The sequence below is a fragment of the Geobacillus sp. CCR genome (assembly GCF_052906625.1).
In genome coordinates this window covers 1-18,594 of record NZ_JBREBQ010000048.1, presented here as the reverse complement: position 1 = coordinate 18,594, position 18,594 = coordinate 1, and the positions used below count along the sequence as shown (strand labels likewise).

Genomic DNA, 18,594 nt, shown 5'->3' with positions numbered 1-18,594 from the left:
TTGTGTACAATTCATCTGAAGTCCTCCTTGGTATGGTGAGTGATGTGTTTGACACCCCTGCATCATACCAAGAGGGCTTTTTTTGATCAAGTCCCCGGAAAAGCTCCTAACGGGAATGCTCCTTTCTTCCTTATGTATCATAGCAAAAATAGTGAAGATTCTTGTAAAAAAAATAAAAATTTTGGTCAAAAAATGTCGTTAACATGGTATCATAAAAACATTGAAAAACATATATTTTTGCCTTCTCCGCTATTTTCGTTTGTTCGATAGAAGTAGCTTGAATGCAAGGAGGGCATCAGCGGATGGGAATGGCATGGATCGTTCTGCTCCTCGGAGCGGGGGCAATCATATATAATCATGTGTACCGGAAGCGGATGTACCGGGAAATCGATCGGCTCGAGGAATGGAAAATCAACTTGATGAACCGGCCGGTGCCGGATGAGCTGGCGAAAGTGAAACAGCTGAATATGACAGGGGAGACGGAGCAGCTGTTTGAACGATGGCGCCAGCAATGGGACGACATTGTGGCAGTGAAGCTGCCGAATGTGGAAGAACAGCTGTTTGACGCGGAGCGGCTGCTCGACAAATACCGCTACCGGCAGGCGCGCCGGCTGCTTGGGCAGATCGCCGACGGATTGCGTCGTCTTGAGGAAGAAGTGCATGAAATCATTCATGAAGTGAATGAGTTGATCGGCAGCGAGGAACAAAGCCGGGCGGAGATCGAGGAGCTGCGTGCGGCTCACCGGGAAGCGAAAAAGGCGCTGCTTGCTTACCGTTATACGTTCGGTTCGGCTGCCGACTTGCTTGACGTCCGTTTAACGGAAGCGGAAAAGCAGTTTCAGCGGTTTGCCGAATTGACGGAAGCCGGCAACTATTTGGCGGCGCGCGATGTGGTTCTGACACTGAAGGAAGAGCTCGGCCGGCTCACAGCCATGATGGAAGAAATTCCCAAACTTCTTGGCGAATGCCAAACGTCGTTGCCAGCTCAGCTCGCTGAGTTGGCTGATGGCTATCGAGAGATGGAAGAGCGCGGATACATCCTTGACCATTTGCACATGGAGCGCACGCTTCAGGAAAAACGGGAAAAAATCGAGCAATGTCTGGCCATGATCCATGAGCTGCGCATCGAAGAAGCGAAGCAGATTGTCGCTGAGCTGAAAGAAGAGATCGACGCGCTCTACGATTTGCTCGAAAACGAAGTGCTCGCGCATCAATATGTGCAAACGGAAATGCCGCGCCTCAGCGGCATGCTTCAGGAGCTCGCCGCCGAGGCGAAGGAAACCGAGGCCGAGGCGCTGTTCGTCCAGCAAAGCTACCATTTGGCGCCAAGCGACCTCGAAAAGTACCGGAGCATCGAAAAGCAGCTGCACCAGTTGCAAAAGCGGTTTTTTCTCATTCAAGACCGCGTTGCCGAGGCGAAAACAGCGTATTCGCTCCTGAAAGAGGAGCTTGAGCAGCTTGTGTCTCAGATCGACCTCATGAAGGAAGAGCATGAACAGTTTCGAACGATGCTGCAGACGCTGCGCAAAGACGAATTGATCGCCCGCGAAAAGCTTGACGGCATGAGAAAAACATTGGCCGAGGCGCTCCGCCTTGTGCAAAAAAGCCGGCTGCCGGGGCTGCCTGAACCGTATGCGCTTGAATTGGCGGAAGCGAGACGCAGCTTGCAAGCCGTTGCCGCGCGTCTTGAAGAAAAGCCGCTTGACATGCCGGCGGTCGACCAAGCGTTGGAGGAGGCGAAAGCGGCTGTGGAACGGTTGTATGAGCGGACGGTGGAAATGATCGAACAGGCGACGCTGGCGGAGCGGACGATTCAATACGGCAACCGCTACCGCCGCCGCTATCCAGCGGTCCGCAAAGGGCTGGAAGAAGCCGAATTTTTATTTCGCCATTATGATTATGAGGAGGCGCTCCGGCAGGCGGTGGCGGCCGTTGAAGAAGTCGAGCCGGGCGCGTTTGACCGTGTGCAGAAATTATGGCAGGAGGATAACAGCCGCGAACAGTGATAAACCACCCGATCACGAGTATTGATTATCCATTATTTTACCTAAAAAACACAGAATCATATGGCTGAACACAAGCTTTTCTGCCTCTTCCCTCGAACAAGAACGCCGCCCGGAATATCTTGAATGAGGGGCTTCGTTTGCTGTCTTCGTAAGGCAGCCAAACCGTGGGACGCACGGGGATGGCTTGGCTGACAGCCTGCCGTGGGGCGGGTGTTCCCAAGAATCTCCCACCTCTAAGCGCAGGTGGGAGATTGTTCAATGGGTTTTTGGTGAATAATGTAAATGACGGTGTGTTTTCGTTGTCGATTGGCGCCTGTTTTGGTTAAGATGGACGATGTACAGCGATATTTTGCCGACAATGAGCGGAGGATGGAAGCGATGATTTATCTTGACAACAGTGCGACGACCAAACCATTTCCCGAGGTGATCGATTCGTTCGTCGCCGTCGCAACGAACTATTTTGCCAATCCGTCGTCGCTCCATGGGCTGGGCATGAAGGCGGAGCGGCTTTTGGCGCAGGCGCGTGAACAAATCGCCGCCATGCTGCGCGTTAAGCCGAACGAAATCGTTTTTACCTCCGGCGGAACGGAGGCGAACAATTTCGCCATCAAAGGGGTCGCCTGGCAATATCAGCGGCGCGGCCGGCATATCATTACGACGAAAATCGAGCATCCGTCTGTCGCTGAACCGTGCCGCCAGCTTGAGGAGCTTGGTTTTGAGGTGACGTACTTGCCGGTCGACCGCGAAGGAAGGGTATCGGTTGAGCAAGTGGAACGCGCGCTGCGCGACGATACGATTCTCGTGTCGGTCATGCACGTCAATAACGAAGTTGGCACGGTGCAGCCGATCGAAGAAATCGGCGCCCTCTTGTCCCGCTATCCGAAAACATTGTTTCACGTCGATCGGGTGCAAGGGATCAGCAAAGTGCCGCTCGACTTGAAGCAAGCCGGTGTCGATTTATGCACGATATCGGCGCATAAATTTCACGGATTGCGCGGCGCCGGCTTGCTTTACGTCCGTGAAGGCGTCCGCTTGGCGCCGTTGATTGCCGGCGGCGGGCAGGAGCGGCAGCTTCGGTCCGGAACGGAAAATGTCGCCGCCATCGTCGCGATGGCGAAGGCGCTTCGCTTGGCGCTCGAGCGCTACGAGCGGGACATCGGCCGGCTTCAAGCATTGAAAGACGAGTGGCTTGAAGCGCTCTTGGCGATTCCAGACATCGAGATCAACACGCCGCGCGATGGCGCCGCTCCTCATATCATCAACTTTTCGTTAAAGCGCGGCGTGAAGCCGGAAGTGTTTGTTCACGAACTGGAAAAAAGCGGAATCTACGTTTCGACGACGTCAGCCTGTTCATCGAAAAAAAAGGCGCCGAGCAAGACGCTTTTGGCCATGGGGCTTGGTGAAGACCGAGCCGAGCGCGGCATTCGCATCAGCTTGTCGTTTGACAACAGCCGGGAAGAAATCGCGCCGGCGGTGGCAGCGATCAAGCAGGCGATCAAAACATTAAGCGAGGTAACGGAATAAGATGATGAACTATGACCGCATTTTGATCCGCTACGGAGAAATGACGACGAAAGGAAAAAATCGGAACATCTTCGTCCGGCGTCTTAAAAACAACATTGCCCGCAAACTGCAGGCGTTCGAGCGGATTCAGATTGAATATATGCGCGACCGAATGTACATTTTATTAAACGGCGAGCCGCATGAACCGATCATCGAAAAGCTGAAAACCGTTTTTGGCATTCATTCGTTCAGCCTGGCGATGAAGTGCGAAAACGATCTGGACGCCATTAAGGAAACGGCGCTCGCCGCCGTCCGCCAGCTCCCATACAAAGGAAAAACGTTTAAAGTGAGCGCCCGCCGCGTCGATAAGCAGTTTCCGTATCGAAGCGACGAGCTGAACTACGAGGTGGGGGCGCATATTTTGCGGCAGACGGACGGGCTTAGGGTCAACGTGCGCGAGCCGGATATTGACGTGCGCATTGAAGTGCGCCAAGACGGGACATATGTCACGTGCCGCGACATTTTCGGCGCCGGCGGCCTGCCGGTCGGAACGAGCGGCAAGGCGATGCTCATGCTCTCCGGCGGCATCGACAGCCCGGTTGCTGGTTATTTGGCGATGAAGCGCGGTTTGGAAATCGAGGCCGTCCACTTTTTCAGCCCGCCGTTTACAAGCGAACGGGCGAAGCAAAAAGTGATTGACCTCGTGCGCAAGTTGACGACATACGGCGGGAGAATCAAGCTTCACATCGTGCCGTTTACGGAAGTGCAGCAAGCCATTTATCAAGGAGTTCCGAACGAGTACTCGCTCATTTCCACTCGGCGGGCGATGCTTAGGATCACCGACGCGCTGCGCTGCCGCCAGCGGGCGTTGGCGATTGTCACAGGCGAAAGCCTCGGCCAAGTCGCGAGCCAGACGCTAGAAAGCATGTACGTGATCAATGAGGTGACCAATACCCCGATTTTGCGCCCGCTTGTTTCGATGGATAAACTTGAAATTATCGAGCTGGCGAAGCAAATCGGCACACATGATATTTCCATTCTTCCGTATGAAGACTGTTGCACCATTTTTACGCCAAGAGCGCCGAAAACGAAGCCAAAAAAAGAAAAAGTGTTCCATTATGAGAGCCAGCTCGACCTCGCTCCGCTTCTGGAAAAGGCAGTCAATGACACAGAAACGCTCGTCATTGATGAAGAAACAGGGCAGGGCGATGAGTTTGCCGAGCTGTTTTGAATCTCAAAATTTACCAAAAAGCATCGCTGCATATCGCCATCTGTTTTCACACATTCTATAGGTACAAGGAGGTGAAAACAGATGGCACGCAACAACAGCAATCAACTGCTTGTTCCGGGTGCGCAACAAGCGCTGGAGCAAATGAAATATGAGATCGCTCAAGAATTTGGCGTGAACTTAGGCGCTGACACGACTTCGCGCGCCAACGGTTCGGTCGGCGGCGAGATCACGAAACGTCTCGTAGCCATGGCGCAGCAACAATTGGGCGGCGCACGCCAATTCTAATTTCATAATGATGGCTTACTGATGGCTTACGCGGCGGGGGCATTCCCCGCCGCTTTCATATGAGAAAAACGGTATTCAAAATAGAACGACTATTTTGTATAATAGAGATGCCGGCCAAGGCGAAACAAGACAGAGGGGGAGAGGAACGATGAGGCGGGAAGACTTGATTGCTCCCGAGCGCTACAATTTAACATCGGAAATGGAACGGCATGCGGCCGCCGACCCGGACCGGATCGCGTTGAAATGGGAGAGCGAGCAAGGCGAAACGAAAGAGATTACATACGGCCGCTTGATGGCGCGCGCCAACCAAATTGGAAACGCTTTCTTATCACATGGGCTCGAAAAAGGCGATAAAGTGCTCGTCATGATGCCGCGCCTCATTGAAACATACGAAGTGTATATAGGGGCGCTCAAAGCCGGGCTTGTCGTCATCCCAAGCTCGGAGATGCTGCGGACAAAGGATTTGCAATATCGGCTCGTCCATAGCGAAGCGAAAGCGGTTGTCGCTTATGCGCCGTATACGGACGAATTTGCGCCGATTGACGGCATCGAACGTTTGACGAAGTTCGTCATCGGGGAACCCCGGGACGGATGGATTCCGCTTGAAGACGCCATGGCCAAAGAGAGCGAAACGCTCGAGGCGGCGGATACCTCGCGCGATGATATGGCGTTTTTGTCGTACACATCCGGCACGACCGGCAATCCGAAAGGGGTCGTCCATTGCCATGGTTGGGCGTACGCCCACTTGCGCACGGCTGCGAAAAACTGGCTGTGCATTGAAGAAGGCGACCTCGTTTGGGCGACGGCCGGACCGGGATGGCAAAAATGGATTTGGAGCCCGTTTTTATCGGTGCTCGGCTCGGGGGCGACCGGTTTCGTCTACTACGGCCGCTTTGAGCCGGAAACATATTTGCAGCTATTGGAAAAATACAACATCAATGTGCTGTGCTGCACGCCAACCGAGTATCGTTTGATGGCGAAAGTGCCGGACATCGGCCGCTATCATCTATCTCATTTGCACAGCGCCGTGTCCGCCGGAGAGCCGCTCAACCGCGAAGTGATCGACACGTTTGCCAAGCATTTCGGCGTCGAAGTGCGCGACGGCTACGGCCAGACAGAAAACACGCTGCTTGTCGGCGTCATGAAAGGAATGCCCATCAAGCCGGGTTCGATGGGGAAACCGACGCCAGGCAACCGCGTCGAAATTATCGATGAAAACGGCGAGCCGTGCCCGCCCGGACAAGTCGGCGACATCGCCGTCCATATCGAAACGCCGGCGCTGTTTAAGTATTATTACAAAGATCCGGAGCGGACAGCGATGCAGTTCCGCGGCGACTACTACATTACGGGAGACAAAGCGCGCAAAGATGAAGACGGCTATTTCTGGTTTGAAGGCCGCGGGGATGACATCATCATCAGCGCCGGCTATACGATCGGCCCGTTTGAAGTCGAAGACGCGCTTGTCAAGCACCCAGCCGTAAAAGAGTGCGCCGTCGTCGCCAGTCCGGATGAAGTGCGCGGCCATGTTGTCAAAGCGTTTGTCGTGTTGCGCGACGGGGTCGACAAAGACGATCCGTCTCTGATTCCGGCCCTGCAAGAACATGTGAAACAGTTGACGGCGCCGTACAAATACCCGCGCAAAATCGAGTTTGTCGACGATTTGCCGAAAACGGCGTCCGGAAAAATCCGCCGCGTCGAGCTGCGCGAGCGGGAAGCCCGCCTTGCCGGCCGGTCGTTGTAAGCAGAAAGAGCCGATTGAGCTGGCCGTTGCCAGAAGCGGAGCGATGTCCGCACAGCGGCCAAACAAGAGGGTGTCTCGTTGCGAGACACCCTCTTGCCGCATGCGCGTCGAACGGATTCGCCATTTTAGATCCGGTGTTTCGCCGGGAGAACAGACACACGCTTCACAAAAAGACGCGTTTCACTTTATCCCAGAACGAATTGTCTTTTAGGCGCACCGTTTTGACCACCCGGTCGCTTAAACGAATGTCAATCCGCTCAATATGCTGGATGCTGAGCGCTTCATTGTCGAGGCCGATGATTGGAAAATGGCTTGTTTCTTCCGACATTTTCAGCGTCAACGTCCGCGAGCCGCTCAAAATGAACGGCGAGCCGAGCGTCCGATAGCGGTTGCTGTTGAGCGAGGCGAGTTCGCTCACTTGAAAGCACGGCAAGAGCGGATCGACGACCGCTCCGTGCACCGATTTATTGTAGCCGGTGCTGCCGGTCGGCGTCGAAACGATGATGCCGTCGCCGCGGAACGTCTCGAAATGCAAGTCGTCGATGAAAACGTCGATCGCCATCGTTTTAATGATTTGCGAGCGGATCGAACATTCGTTTAAGCAGAAAAACGAAGCCGCGCCGTCGATCGTCACTTCGATGATTGGGTAGCGCCGCACTTCGAGTTTCCAATTTTTCGCCGCTTCCACCATATGATCGATGTCGTCAATATGGAAATCGCAGTAAAACCCGCGCGCCGGCAAGACGGACACGCCGACGTACAAACGGTCAGGAAGAAATCCCGTCTGCCGCACCGCCTGCAAAAACGCGCCGTCATCCCCGATGCTGACGATGATGTTCGCTTCCCGATAGTCGTCGACGACCACAAACGGACCGCGCTCTGCCAGCTCAATGAGCGGCTTCACCCGTTCGATGAGCTTGTCGTCGCGCTTATAAAAAAAATAAAGACGGTTGCGTTCCATATCCATGTTTTGCGTCCTCCCGATGGCATCATCTAATCAATCGATGTACAATGAATATTGTACCACGTTTGCCAGGATTCTAAAAATATGGGCAGCCGATGCAGGGGGGAAGACGATGAATCGAAAACGATGGACCGCGTTGGCCATCGCCGCCGCCTTGTTTGTGATCTCGGTGCTTGTTCAAGCGGTTGGCGTTCTTTTGTCCGACAAGGCCGGCGGCTGGTCGGAAAGCTGGCTGGCGCTCATGGAGTCGCCATTTAGCGAAGAAGTCATCGCCGAGGGCGACCCGTTGAAAAAAATCGCTGTGTTGGAAGTGAACGGAGTTATTCAAGATGCGGGGGAAGCGGAGTCGCTTCTTTCCTCATCACAGTACAACCACCAAACGTTTTTGCAAATGATCAAACAGGCGAAAGAGGATCAAGACGTCAAAGCGATCATCTTGCGCATCAATTCGCCGGGCGGCGGTGTCGCGGAAAGCGCGGAAATTTACGATCAGCTGATGAAGCTGAAAAAGAAGACGAACAAGCCGATTTACGTATCGATGGGGGCCATGGCCGCCTCGGGCGGTTACTATATCGCTGCGGCCGGCGATAAAATTTTCGCCAGCCCGGAGACGATCACCGGCTCCATCGGCGTCATCATGCAAAGCGTCAACTATGAAGGGCTGGCAAAGAAGTACGGCGTGGAGCTTGTCACGATCAAAAGCGGGCCGTACAAAGACATCATGAATCCGGCGCGCAAAATGACCGAAGCGGAACGGAAGATTTTGCAGCGGCTGATCAATGATTCGTATGATGCGTTTGTTGATGTGGTAGCCAAAGGGAGAAAGCTGCCGGAAGACACGGTGCGCAAGCTGGCGGACGGCCGCATTTATGACGGGCGACAGGCGAAGGCGCTCCGCCTTGTCGACGAGTTCGGCTACTTGGATGACGCGATCGCTGCGCTCAAAAAAGAGCATCATTTAACCGGCGCTCAAGTCGTAAAATACGTGAACGATGCGCCGTGGAGCTCTCTCTTTGAGATGGTGTCGAACCGGATGAAGCCGGACAGCGAGGCGGCCGGGCTCATCCGCCTGTTGTCGCGCCCTTCCTCGCCGCGGCTTATGTATTTATACGCCGAATAAAGGAGTGGAAACATGACGGACATGCAAATAACGGCGACGCTGGCGGATCATCATCTCCCGCCGGCAGAGCGCCCCCTCTGCTACGGCGGCTTTTGGCTTCGTTTTTGGGCGTATTGCCTTGATGTCATTGTTGTCTCGAGCCTCAACCGGCTCATCGTTTGGCCGCTTTTTCGCCTGTTCGATTGGCCGCTTGCGCAGGACGGTTTGTTCGCGCCAGCGACGGTCGCGGCCGCCGTCGTCTTTTACGCCTATTTCGTGTTGATGACGAAAGCGTTTGGGCAGACGCTTGGCAAAATGGTGTTCGGCTTAAAAGTGGTCGATGAGCGCGGCGAGCCGCTCACCTGGCTGACCGTGTTGTTTCGCGAAGTCGTCGGCAAATTCATCGCGAAAAAATTGCTGTTCATCGGTTTTTTGTTTGTTGCGTTTTCCGAAAAGAAAAAAGGGATGCATGACCAGTTCGCGGATACGATCGTCGTCCGCGAGTAACAATCCGCCTGCATCAAGAACAGAACGTCAACCAATGTCCGCCTGCCGAAACGGCAGGTTTATTTTTTTTCCAGATGGCGACAATGTATGATGAAAGGGAGGGCGGACATTGAAAGCAGTCATCGCGGTCATCGCAACGGTTGTTCTTTTGCTTCTTCTCGTCGCCTGGATGAAAGTATCGGTGACGGTCGTGTTTCGCCATGTGAAAGACGACGATGAATGCAAAATCGTGGTGCGCACGCTGTTTGGCCTCCTCCGCTATACTGTCCGCATTCCGTTCATCAAGCTGGACATGGATCCGGATGCGCCGGGAGTGGCGTTTCTCCAGAAAAAAGGAGTGGAGGGAACGCGCGGGAAGGAGGAAAAGAAAGGGAAATTGACCCTAAAAAAAATCGCTGACCTGTTTCGACAGCTGAAACGGTTTCTCGAGCAAGTCGTCGACTTGCATGAAATTATGAAACAATTTTATCGCCACGTGACGATTACGAAATGGGAGTGGAAAACGAGAATCGGCACCGGCGACGCCGCGTCAACCGGCTTGCTCGTGGGGCTTGGCTGGTCGCTGAAATACATGATCATCGGCGCGGCGAGCCGCTATATGAACATGAAAACAACTCCGGCTGTCGTCATCGTTCCGGCCTACGATCGGGCCGCTTCGGAAACGGTGTTTTTATGTATGATTCAGTTTCGAATCGGGCATGCTATGGTAGCAGGATTGCGAGTGGTCAAACATTGGCGCGGACGGCGGCTGCCAAAGCGAAACCCATTGGCGGCCAAGCAGGCAAATGAAGGCTACTAGGAGGAATGACGATGACGAACCATCCGATTCAAGGGCTGATGACAACAGCGATGGAAAACTTAAAACAAATGATCGACGTCAATACGATTATCGGCGACCCGGTGGAGACGCCTGACGGCAGTGTCATTTTGACCGTTTCGAAAGTCGGGTTTGGCTTTGCCGCCGGCGGCAGCGAGTTTATGCTTGACGGCCAACAAAATGGCCGCCAAGGGGCGCAAGCCGACGGGAACGGGCAGGCCCAAGGGAACGGACATCCGTTTGGCGGCGGCAGCGGCGGCGGCGTCTCGATTACGCCGATTGCGTTTCTCGTCGTCAACTCGTCCGGGGTGAAGCTGCTCCATTTGGATGAAAGCACGCACTTATACGAAAAAATTCTCGATGTCGCGCCGCAGGCGTTTGAGAAGATTCAGGCGATGCTGAAGAAAAACAAGAAAGACGGCGCCGCAGGCCAAAAAGCAGACGACTTTGACATTTAGCCGGACCGTTGGCGTCCGGCCTTTTGTTTGTCTGCTGTCATGAACGGACAAAATCGTTGAAAAATTCCGTTCCGCGTTTTAGTATGGAAGTAGTACATATTTTCTCTAAAGGGGGAGAGAACCCATGGCCTATGTGACGTTTAAAGGGCAGCCGGTGACGCTTGTCGGCAACGAAGTGAAAGTCGGCGACAAAGCGCCGGATTTCACCGTGCTTGATCAAAACTTGCAGGAAGTGACGCTCGCGGATACGAAAGGGCACGTCCGCCTGATCAGCGTCGTTCCGTCGCTCGACACCGGAGTTTGCGACGCGCAAACGCGCCGGTTTAACGAGGAAGCGGCAAAGCTCGACAATGTGAAAGTGTTGACGATCAGCGTCGATTTGCCGTTTGCGCAAAAGCGGTGGTGCGGCGCCGCCGGCATTGAGAACGTTCAAGTGTTGTCCGACCATCGCGATGTTTCGTTCGGACAAGCATACGGCGTCTTGATCAAAGAACTGCGCCTGCTTGCCCGCGCCGTGTTTGTCATCGACAGCAATGACACAGTGACGTATGTCGAATACGTGCCGGAAGTGACGAACCATCCGAACTACGAAGCGGCGATTGAAGCGGCGAAAGCGGCGAAATAATGAAAAGGCCCCGACCCGTTCGGGGCCTTTTCGTTCCTATCGGCGCTTTTCTTGCGGCGCGAGGCGGACGGTCGTACAATATACAGAAGGGACGTTGGCAGAAAGGTGGGGACGTACAGATGATGACGCCAGTCGAACGGTTGTTCACGGTATTCGATGAAACGGCCCAACTTTTGCAAGAAGAATTGCAATGCACGTATTTAGAAGCCGTCGCGGAGACGGGGGAGAATTTGTTCCACGGCGACGTGCTGCAAAGCGAAGTGAGCGAGCTGAACGCGAAACGGCTGAAAAAGCAGTATCGCGAACTGATGCTGGAACGGTTTCAAAACGAAGAAATCCGCAAGGCGTTTCAGCTTGCGGTGTTAAAAGGGATGCGCAAGCATGTTCAGCCGCACCACCAAATGACTCCGGATGCGGTCAGTTTGTTTTTGGCGTATTTGGTCCGCGAGTTTACGCGCTCGCATTTGGCGCTTAAGATCCTCGACCCGGCCGTCGGCACGGCGAATTTATTGACGGCGGTGTTAAACGGCCTTCGAGGAAAACAGGCGGCGAGCTACGGCAGCGATGTCGATGATCTGCTTGTCAAATTGGCGTACGTCAACGCGAACTTGCAAAAGCATCCGGTGCAGCTGTTTAACCAAGACAGCCTAAGGCCGCTGTTTGTTGAGCCGGTTGACGTCGTCGTCTGCGATCTGCCGGTCGGCTATTACCCGGATGACGACAATGCCGCCCGCTTCGCCTTAAAAGCGAAGGAAGGCCGGTCGTATGCCCATCATTTGTTCATCGAGCAAAGCTTGCGCTATACGAAAGAGGGCGGCTACTTGTTTTTCCTCATCCCGAATATGTTGTTCTCGAGCCCGCAGGCGGGGCAGCTGAACGAATTTTTAAAAGAGGCGGCCATTGTCCAAGGAGTCTTGCAGCTGCCGCTGTCGATGTTTAAAAACGATCAGGCGGCAAAAAGCGTGTTGATTTTGCAAAAGAAAGGGCCGAACGTCAAAAAGCCAAAACACGTGCTGCTTGTCGAGCTGCCGCGGTTTTCCAACAAATCGGCGATGCAGGCGATGATGGCGAAAATCGACGCCTGGATCACCGAGGAAAAAGAATGTTGACGAAAGGGTGTCCCAAACGCAGCGGGACGCCCTTTTTGATCACCGTATAGGCCGTCAAGCCCCTTCACAAAACGAGAGGTTGCATCTTCCTCCCCTTGCGCTCACGCGTGGAAGTGGGGGGTCTTCTCGGCTCAAGATGATAAATGTTGCTCTTTTCTTCATCGAAGAATCGCTGTTTTTCACCGACCTTTTCGGTCAGCTCCGTTTTCATTTTTCACAACATAAAAACTTTTTCTTGCAACCGGTTGCGAAACAAAGCCGCGCTTGAAACGCGAAAACGGGAGGCATACAATGAAAAAGGCATAGTGAAACGGCGCCCAATCGCGCACACTAACGGTAAGCGCGAGCGGATTTTGGCAAAAAAGGAGCTGTGTTTTCGATGGCGAAAGTGCTAGCCATTAATGCGGGAAGTTCCTCGTTGAAATTCCAGCTGTTTGAGATGCCGGCAGAAACGGTGTTGACCAAAGGGGTCGTCGAACGGATCGGCTTTGACGACGCGATTTTCACCATTGTCGTAAACGGTGAAAAACATCAAGAAGTGACGGCGATTCCGGATCATGCCGCGGCCGTTAAAATGCTGCTTGATAAGCTCATTCGCTACGGCATTATCCGTTCGTTTGACGAAATTGACGGCATCGGGCACCGCGTCGTCCACGGCGGGGAGAAGTTCAGTGATTCGGTGCTCATCACCGAGGACGTCATCAAGCAAATTGAAGAAGTGTCCGAGCTCGCTCCGCTCCATAACCCGGCCAACCTCGTCGGCATTCGGGCGTTTCAGGAAGTGCTGCCGGACGTGCCGGCCGTGGCGGTGTTTGACACGGCGTTCCACCAGACGATGCCGGAACAGTCGTTTTTATACAGCTTGCCATATGAGTATTACACGAAATTCGGCATCCGCAAGTACGGATTCCACGGCACGTCGCACAAATACGTCACCCAGCGGGCGGCGGAGCTTCTCGGCCGACCGATCGAACAGCTGCGCCTCATCTCGTGCCATTTAGGCAACGGGGCGAGCATCGCGGCGGTTGAGGGCGGCAAGTCGATCGACACGTCCATGGGCTTTACGCCATTAGCCGGCGTGGCGATGGGAACGCGCTCCGGCAACATCGACCCGGCGCTCATCCCGTACATTATGGAAAAAACGGGAATGACTGCGGATGAAGTGATTGAAGTGCTGAACAAAAAGAGCGGCATGCTCGGTCTGTCCGGCATCTCGAGCGATTTGCGCGACTTGGAAAAAGCGGCCGCCGAAGGAAATGAGCGCGCGGAACTGGCACTTGAAGTGTTTGCGAACCGCATTCATAAGTACATCGGCTCGTATGCGGCGCGCATGTGCGGAGTCGATGCCATCATCTTCACCGCCGGCATCGGCGAGAACAGCGAAGTCGTGCGGGCGAAAGTGTTGCGCGGCCTCGAGTTTATGGGAGTTTACTGGGATCCCATCCTAAACAAAGTGCGCGGCAAGGAAGCGTTCATCAGCTATCCTCATTCGCCGGTCAAAGTGCTCGTCATCCCGACCAATGAAGAGTTGATGATCGCCCGCGACGTCATGCGGTTGGCGAATTTGTAAGCGGATTGTAATAAAAAGAATCGTTGCAGCCATTTTGGCCAAAACGGCTGCCCCAAACAAACGGGGCAGCCATTTTTTTGTTTTGCCGCTTTGGTGCGCTTGATTCTTGTTTCAACAACTCCGGACGGAGATGTCTTGCGTTTTTCGTCTCCCCGGCAATCATCGGAATTGCCGGCGGCGTTGTTTCACGCCAAAATGAGAGTGCATACTCGGTTGAAGGGAGTGAACGGATATGGCATTGTTTCGTGATGATGCTCATGTGTATCGGGTGATTGGCGAGTTTATGCAAATTCCGTCGCGCCCAAGGACGGAATTTGAGCTGCGCAGCTGGTGGGAGCGGCATCCAGCGTATAAGGAATACGGCAACGAGGTGGAGCAAATCAATCGGATTGGAGAACAAATCCGCCGTTCCCGCGCCGCGTTCGTCTTTTATTTGACCGATCCGGAGGCGGTCATCAGCATCGATGCGAGGCGGCCGGAAACCGGTGAAAACTACGCCATTTATTTCGGGCAGGCAATCGATGCGCCTGATGTCGCCATCAAGACGACCGGCGATATCGCCCACCAATTTTGGGGCGGCAACATCAACGTTCCATTGGCGCTCATGACCGGAAAAATGAAGGCAAAAGGATCGAAAGCGAAGGCGTTGCAGCTGTTGCCGCGCATCGTGCCGGCGTTTCCGCTTTATCGGCGCTATTTGGAACTGATCGATGAGCGCGCGCTTCTCCATGCTTTAAAGGCGTAAAAACATCGGGGAGCGCCGCGAGGGAGGAAAGAAAGTTCCGACGATTTTCGGGATAGGACATGAAACGGAAACGCGATATAGTAAAAGTACAAAATGAAATTTCAGACAGTTCTAAATTTTTAAGGAGGCCATGAAGATGACGACGGTAAGAGACATTTTCCAACTGATCGATTCGCAATTGAGGGAAGACCCATCCCGCGCCGATGGGATTGTCGCGGTGTACCAGTTTAACTTAAGCGGGTCTGATGCGGGGGTGTACCAAGTCGTCCTTCGCCCAGACGCTGGATTTGTCATTGAAGGGGAGCAAGAAACGCCTGATTGCACGCTCAGCATGGACAGCGAGGATTTTAAAAAAATGGTGGACGGCGAGCTCAACGGAACGGAAGCGTTTATGAGCGGGCGGCTTCGCATTGACGGGGACATGGGGCTGGCGCTGCGGCTCCAAGAAGTGCTGTCCGCCTACAACAGCGCCAATCAAAACCAATAAGCACAACAAGAAAGCCGGCCGGCATGTTTTTCCGTGCATTGACAACAGCGCCGACCGTCAGAAGGAAGGAGACGAAAGGCGGCGGGCTTGGCCTTTTTCGCAGGCCCGCCTAATTTGGTTAAAGGAGACGGGGGAATGGATTTACGAACGGTTTGGACGAAAAATATCGAGCGGTTCGGTCCTTATCCGGCACTGATTTTTGAAGGAAACGAATATACGAACGTGGACTGCGACGCCCGTTCGTCCCAGCTGGCTCATGCGTTGATTGAACTTGGGGTCAAGCCGGGCGACCGCGTTGTTGTAACGATGCCGAACAGCCCGGAAGTAGTAGTCGCCTTCAGCGGCGTCTTGAAAGCAGGAGCGGTTGTCGTGCCGGTGTTGCCGCTGTTGCAGACGCAGGAGCTCCATTACATTTTTAAAGACTGCGAACCGAAAGTTGTGCTGACGGCGGAAATGCTGTGGGCGAAAGCGAAAGAGGCCGCCAATGGCTTGCCGGCGCCTCCGGTGATGTTTACGATTGACGATCCTCATTCACCGCGCTCTCTGCGAACAAGAATGGAGCAAGCTCCTGCCAGCATGCCGCAGGTGGCGATCAGCGAACACGATCCGGCCGCCTTGCTTTACACATCAGGAACGACCGGTCAGCCGAAAGGGGTCGTGCTGACGCACCGCAATTTGTATGCCAACGCGGAAGCAGCGGCCGAGATGGCGAAGCGGCTGCCTACCGAATATGACCGCGTCGGTCTTGGCGTGCTGCCGATCTCCCATGCGTTCGGTTTTACGATGATGAACGTCGCGCTGTTATTGGGCGACAAGATCGTCCTCCTGCCGTATTTCGAGCCGAAAAAAGTGCTGGAGACGATCGAACGGCATCGGGTGACGCATACGGCGATGGTGCCAGCGATGTTCCATGCGTTGTGCTATTGCCCCGAGGCGGACCGCTATGACACATCCAGTTTGGTCGCGTGCGTGTCCGGCTCGGCTTCGTTGCCGCCGTCGCTCGCTTGGCAGTTTCAACGCAAGTTCAATTGCCTGATTTTGGAGGGATACGGACTGTCCGAGGCGGCGCCGATTGTGACGGCGACCGATCCGACGAAGCCGATCAAGCCGGGGTCGGTCGGGCTTCCGTTGCCTGGCGTGCAAGTGGCTGTCGTCGATGAACACGGCAACCGCCTGCCGCCGAACGAAGTCGGAGAACTGATTGTTTCCGGCCCGAACGTTTTCCAAGGCTACTACGGAAAAGACGAAGAGACGCGCCAAGCGCTGCGCGACGGCTGGCTGTATACCGGCGATATGGCGCGCATCGATGAAGACGGGTACGTGTTTATCGTCGACCGGAAAAAAGATGTCATCATTCGCGGCGGATTCAACATTTATCCGCGCGATATCGAGGAACTGCTTATGTCCCATCCGGATGTGCTTGAAGCCGGCGTTGTCGGCGTCCCTTCGCCGAAAATGGGGGAAGAAGTCGCCGCATATGTCGTCGTCCGACGTGGGTCCCAAGTGACCGAAGAGGAGCTGATCGAGTTTTGCCAAAAGCGGGTGGCGAAATACAAAAGCCCGCGCTTTTTGAAAAAGGTCGGCTACCTGCCGAAAAACATCATCGGCAAAATCGACAAAAAGAAGCTGCGTGAATGGGCCAGCGAGTTTATTCCCGCTGTCCAATCATAATGGAAAAGGAGAGGGACAAGGTGATTTCGTTTCAACCGACTGAAGAAGAACAGGCGTTTTTTCAAGTCGCCCGCAGCCTTGCCGTCGAGAAAATTCGGCCGGCCGCGAGAGAATGTGAGAAACGCCGGACCGTTTCGGCTGACTTGAGTGACCGGGTGGATGAGCTCGGCTTGTCGGCGCTCGAGCTCCCGGAATCGTGGGGAGGCTTGGAACTGCCCCTTCTGTCGCAAGCGCTCATTTGGCAAGGGCTCAGCTATGGCGATTTAGGCGTCATTCAAGGGCTTCCGGGGGCGCAAGAGGCGTCTTCCCTCTTTCGTCTGTCTTCCGAGCACCGCGTGTGGCACCGGTACCGGGAGATGGCGAAAGGCGGATGGCCGACTGTCTCCTGGATCGACGAAGCGGAACAAAAAGAACCGCTGAAGGAAGCGATTCGCGTGCGCCGGCGCGGCAGCGGATATATTGTGGACGGGGTGTCGTCTCCAGTCCGCTTGGCGTCGAAAGCCGACTGGGCGGTCATCGCCGCTAGGGACGAAGAAGAGGAAACGGTATTGCTCGCCTTTGATGAGCGAGTATGGGAGATCGAAGAAGGAGACATAAGGCTTGGGCTGCTTGCTGCCGGCATCGCTCGCCTTCGGTTTGCGGAAGTGTACGCCGGTCCGGAACAACTCGTTGCCCGCGGACCGGAAGCGGACGCATTGCTCAACCGCGTGCGCGCCCGAAACCAAGTCATCGAAGCGGCGAAGGAAGTCGGCTTGATGGAGGCGGCGCTTGATTACACCATTGAATACACTGCGGGAAGAAAGGCGTTCGGACAAGAGATCGCCAAGTTCCAAGGGGTGTCATTTACGATCGCAGAGATGGCGTTCGAATGCCGCGGGGCGAAACTGCTTGTATGGCAAGCGGCCGCTGCGGTTGACCAAGGGGATGAACAGGCGGGCGGCTACGCCTGGAGGGCGTTGTCGCGGGCTCATCGTTCCCTGCGCTATGTCACCGATCAGGCCGTGCAAATGCTCGGCGGGCACGGGTACGTGCAAGAATACCCAGCCGAAAAATGGATGCGCGACGCCCAAGCGCAAGTGATGCTGTACGGCCGGGAAACGGACTGGCTCATCCGCCGCGGCGAACAGCTGCTGGGCAAACGGAAAGAGAGGGTGGCGCCATGATTTCCTTTGAATTCTCACCGCAGCAAAAACAAATCAAAGAACTCGTTCATTGGTTTGCTAAACATGAAGTGCGCCCGATCGCGCTGGAGGCCGACCGGCTCGGGCGAGTGCCGGACGAATGGCTGCAAAAAGTCAACAAAATGGGCATCCAGCTGAATGCGTCTTCGTTTGGCGGAGGGCGTCCGCCGTCTCATGCGGAAGGAAAGAAAGAGAAAAAAGAGCGCGAAGGCAACCGCGTGGCCGTCATCGCCGCTGAGGAGCTCGCGTGGGGATGCCCAGGCATCGCCCTTTCCCTTCCCGGCCCTGGCCTTGGCGGGCCGCCGATTCAATCGAGCGGCACGCCGGAGCAGAAACGGCGGTTTTTGTCCATTTTCACGAAGGAGGAGCCGCGCTGGGGAGCTTACGCCTTGACGGAACCGGAAGCCGGCTCGGACGCGTCCGGCATCCGCACGACGGCGAAAAAAGTGGACGGCGGCTATGTATTAACTCACATTTCGCACCCTAACAAGGTCAAAACAAAGGATTTTTTATTTAGTTTTTCAGAATAACTTTTTGACCAACACGACGAGCGATGGCTATCCTTTTTTTACCATCGCTGGTCGTTCCGTATGAC

At 54.7% G+C, this 18,594-nt stretch carries 17 protein-coding genes and 1 pseudogene; 17 read left to right on the top strand and 1 reads right to left on the bottom strand.

The window, feature by feature from the left end:
• Positions 1-302: 302 nt before the first annotated feature.
• The 5 genes from ezrA to mbcS all read left to right on the top strand — a co-directional run bounded on the left by ezrA (position 303) and on the right by mbcS (position 6,766).
• Entirely contained in the window at positions 303-2,006 is a 1,704-nt protein-coding gene (gene ezrA / locus ACVBDQ_RS16325) for a septation ring formation regulator EzrA (protein ID WP_011232272.1), read from the top strand.
• A gap of 378 nt (positions 2,007-2,384) precedes the next feature.
• Positions 2,385-3,530 (top strand): cysteine desulfurase family protein, encoded by a 1,146-nt coding sequence (locus tag ACVBDQ_RS16320; RefSeq protein ID WP_011232270.1) that lies wholly within the window; start codon positions 2,385-2,387, stop codon positions 3,528-3,530.
• A 4-nt stretch (positions 3,531-3,534) separates the two neighbouring features.
• Positions 3,535-4,740: a tRNA uracil 4-sulfurtransferase ThiI gene (thiI, locus tag ACVBDQ_RS16315; protein WP_025039241.1), complete on the top strand. Its 1,206-nt coding sequence runs from the start codon at positions 3,535-3,537 to the stop codon at positions 4,738-4,740.
• An 81-nt stretch (positions 4,741-4,821) separates the two neighbouring features.
• Positions 4,822-5,025 carry an alpha/beta-type small acid-soluble spore protein gene (locus ACVBDQ_RS16310; RefSeq protein ID WP_011232268.1) on the top strand — a complete coding sequence of 68 codons (204 nt, stop codon included), beginning with the start codon at positions 4,822-4,824 and terminating at the stop codon, positions 5,023-5,025.
• A 148-nt stretch (positions 5,026-5,173) separates the two neighbouring features.
• Positions 5,174-6,766, top strand: coding sequence for an acyl-CoA synthetase MbcS (gene mbcS / locus ACVBDQ_RS16305; protein WP_011232267.1), 1,593 nt, complete (start codon positions 5,174-5,176; stop codon positions 6,764-6,766).
• Between the two features lie 163 nt (positions 6,767-6,929).
• Here mbcS and ACVBDQ_RS16300 read toward each other — a convergent pair whose 3' ends face one another.
• Positions 6,930-7,733, bottom strand: a complete 804-nt coding sequence (locus tag ACVBDQ_RS16300) for an NAD kinase (RefSeq protein ID WP_011232266.1) — start codon at positions 7,731-7,733, stop codon at positions 6,930-6,932.
• 109 nt (positions 7,734-7,842) lie between these two features.
• Here ACVBDQ_RS16300 and sppA point away from each other — a divergent pair, with 109 nt between their 5' ends.
• From sppA to ACVBDQ_RS16240, 12 genes and pseudogenes are all read left to right on the top strand, one after another.
• Positions 7,843-8,850 carry a signal peptide peptidase SppA gene (gene sppA, locus ACVBDQ_RS16295; protein ID WP_011232265.1) on the top strand — a complete coding sequence of 336 codons (1,008 nt, stop codon included), beginning with the start codon at positions 7,843-7,845 and terminating at the stop codon, positions 8,848-8,850.
• Positions 8,851-8,862: 12 nt separating this feature from the next.
• Positions 8,863-9,336 (top strand): RDD family protein, encoded by a 474-nt coding sequence (locus ACVBDQ_RS16290; protein ID WP_023633310.1) that lies wholly within the window; start codon positions 8,863-8,865, stop codon positions 9,334-9,336.
• Positions 9,337-9,445: 109 nt separating this feature from the next.
• Positions 9,446-10,135 (top strand): DUF2953 domain-containing protein, encoded by a 690-nt coding sequence (locus ACVBDQ_RS16285; protein WP_011232263.1) that lies wholly within the window; start codon positions 9,446-9,448, stop codon positions 10,133-10,135.
• 11 nt (positions 10,136-10,146) lie between these two features.
• Positions 10,147-10,611, top strand: coding sequence for a GerW family sporulation protein (gene ytfJ / locus ACVBDQ_RS16280; RefSeq protein WP_011232262.1), 465 nt, complete (start codon positions 10,147-10,149; stop codon positions 10,609-10,611).
• A 124-nt stretch (positions 10,612-10,735) separates the two neighbouring features.
• Positions 10,736-11,236 carry a thiol peroxidase gene (tpx, locus tag ACVBDQ_RS16275; protein ID WP_011232261.1) on the top strand — a complete coding sequence of 167 codons (501 nt, stop codon included), beginning with the start codon at positions 10,736-10,738 and terminating at the stop codon, positions 11,234-11,236.
• Between the two features lie 119 nt (positions 11,237-11,355).
• Positions 11,356-12,345, top strand: coding sequence for a class I SAM-dependent methyltransferase (locus ACVBDQ_RS16270; RefSeq protein WP_021322113.1), 990 nt, complete (start codon positions 11,356-11,358; stop codon positions 12,343-12,345).
• Positions 12,346-12,724: 379 nt separating this feature from the next.
• Positions 12,725-13,915, top strand: a complete 1,191-nt coding sequence (locus tag ACVBDQ_RS16265; protein ID WP_011232259.1) for an acetate kinase — start codon at positions 12,725-12,727, stop codon at positions 13,913-13,915.
• 232 nt (positions 13,916-14,147) lie between these two features.
• Positions 14,148-14,660 (top strand): hypothetical protein, encoded by a 513-nt coding sequence (locus ACVBDQ_RS16260; RefSeq protein WP_011232258.1) that lies wholly within the window; start codon positions 14,148-14,150, stop codon positions 14,658-14,660.
• 136 nt (positions 14,661-14,796) lie between these two features.
• Positions 14,797-15,147 (top strand): SCP2 sterol-binding domain-containing protein, encoded by a 351-nt coding sequence (locus tag ACVBDQ_RS16255; protein ID WP_011232257.1) that lies wholly within the window; start codon positions 14,797-14,799, stop codon positions 15,145-15,147.
• 135 nt (positions 15,148-15,282) lie between these two features.
• A complete protein-coding gene (locus ACVBDQ_RS16250; RefSeq protein ID WP_062898876.1) occupies positions 15,283-16,818 on the top strand; it encodes a long-chain-fatty-acid--CoA ligase in 1,536 nt (511 codons plus the stop codon).
• A gap of 20 nt (positions 16,819-16,838) precedes the next feature.
• On the top strand, positions 16,839-17,981 hold the full coding sequence (locus ACVBDQ_RS16245) for an acyl-CoA dehydrogenase family protein (protein WP_011232255.1): 1,143 nt from the start codon (positions 16,839-16,841) through the stop codon (positions 17,979-17,981).
• Positions 17,978-18,466, top strand: a pseudogene (locus tag ACVBDQ_RS16240) (acyl-CoA dehydrogenase family protein); the annotation flags it as partial. The gene ACVBDQ_RS16245 and the pseudogene ACVBDQ_RS16240, both read left to right, overlap by 4 nt.
• Positions 18,467-18,594 lie beyond the last annotated feature (128 nt).

What these genes read in the sequence shown, in the direction of transcription:
- ezrA (WP_011232272.1), top strand. Translation starts at nt 303, where the DNA reads ATGGGAATGGCATGGATCGTTCTGCTCCTCGGAGCGGGGGCAATCATA.
- ACVBDQ_RS16320 (WP_011232270.1), top strand. Translation starts at nt 2,385, where the DNA reads ATGATTTATCTTGACAACAGTGCGACGACCAAACCATTTCCCGAGGTG.
- thiI (WP_025039241.1), top strand. Translation starts at nt 3,535, where the DNA reads ATGAACTATGACCGCATTTTGATCCGCTACGGAGAAATGACGACGAAA.
- ACVBDQ_RS16310 (WP_011232268.1), top strand. Translation starts at nt 4,822, where the DNA reads ATGGCACGCAACAACAGCAATCAACTGCTTGTTCCGGGTGCGCAACAA.
- mbcS (WP_011232267.1), top strand. Translation starts at nt 5,174, where the DNA reads ATGAGGCGGGAAGACTTGATTGCTCCCGAGCGCTACAATTTAACATCG.
- ACVBDQ_RS16300 (WP_011232266.1), bottom strand. Translation starts at nt 7,733, where the DNA reads ATGGATATGGAACGCAACCGTCTTTATTTTTTTTATAAGCGCGACGAC.
- sppA (WP_011232265.1), top strand. Translation starts at nt 7,843, where the DNA reads ATGAATCGAAAACGATGGACCGCGTTGGCCATCGCCGCCGCCTTGTTT.
- ACVBDQ_RS16290 (WP_023633310.1), top strand. Translation starts at nt 8,863, where the DNA reads ATGACGGACATGCAAATAACGGCGACGCTGGCGGATCATCATCTCCCG.
- ytfJ (WP_011232262.1), top strand. Translation starts at nt 10,147, where the DNA reads ATGACGAACCATCCGATTCAAGGGCTGATGACAACAGCGATGGAAAAC.
- tpx (WP_011232261.1), top strand. Translation starts at nt 10,736, where the DNA reads ATGGCCTATGTGACGTTTAAAGGGCAGCCGGTGACGCTTGTCGGCAAC.
- ACVBDQ_RS16270 (WP_021322113.1), top strand. Translation starts at nt 11,356, where the DNA reads ATGATGACGCCAGTCGAACGGTTGTTCACGGTATTCGATGAAACGGCC.
- ACVBDQ_RS16265 (WP_011232259.1), top strand. Translation starts at nt 12,725, where the DNA reads ATGGCGAAAGTGCTAGCCATTAATGCGGGAAGTTCCTCGTTGAAATTC.
- ACVBDQ_RS16260 (WP_011232258.1), top strand. Translation starts at nt 14,148, where the DNA reads ATGGCATTGTTTCGTGATGATGCTCATGTGTATCGGGTGATTGGCGAG.
- ACVBDQ_RS16255 (WP_011232257.1), top strand. Translation starts at nt 14,797, where the DNA reads ATGACGACGGTAAGAGACATTTTCCAACTGATCGATTCGCAATTGAGG.
- ACVBDQ_RS16250 (WP_062898876.1), top strand. Translation starts at nt 15,283, where the DNA reads ATGGATTTACGAACGGTTTGGACGAAAAATATCGAGCGGTTCGGTCCT.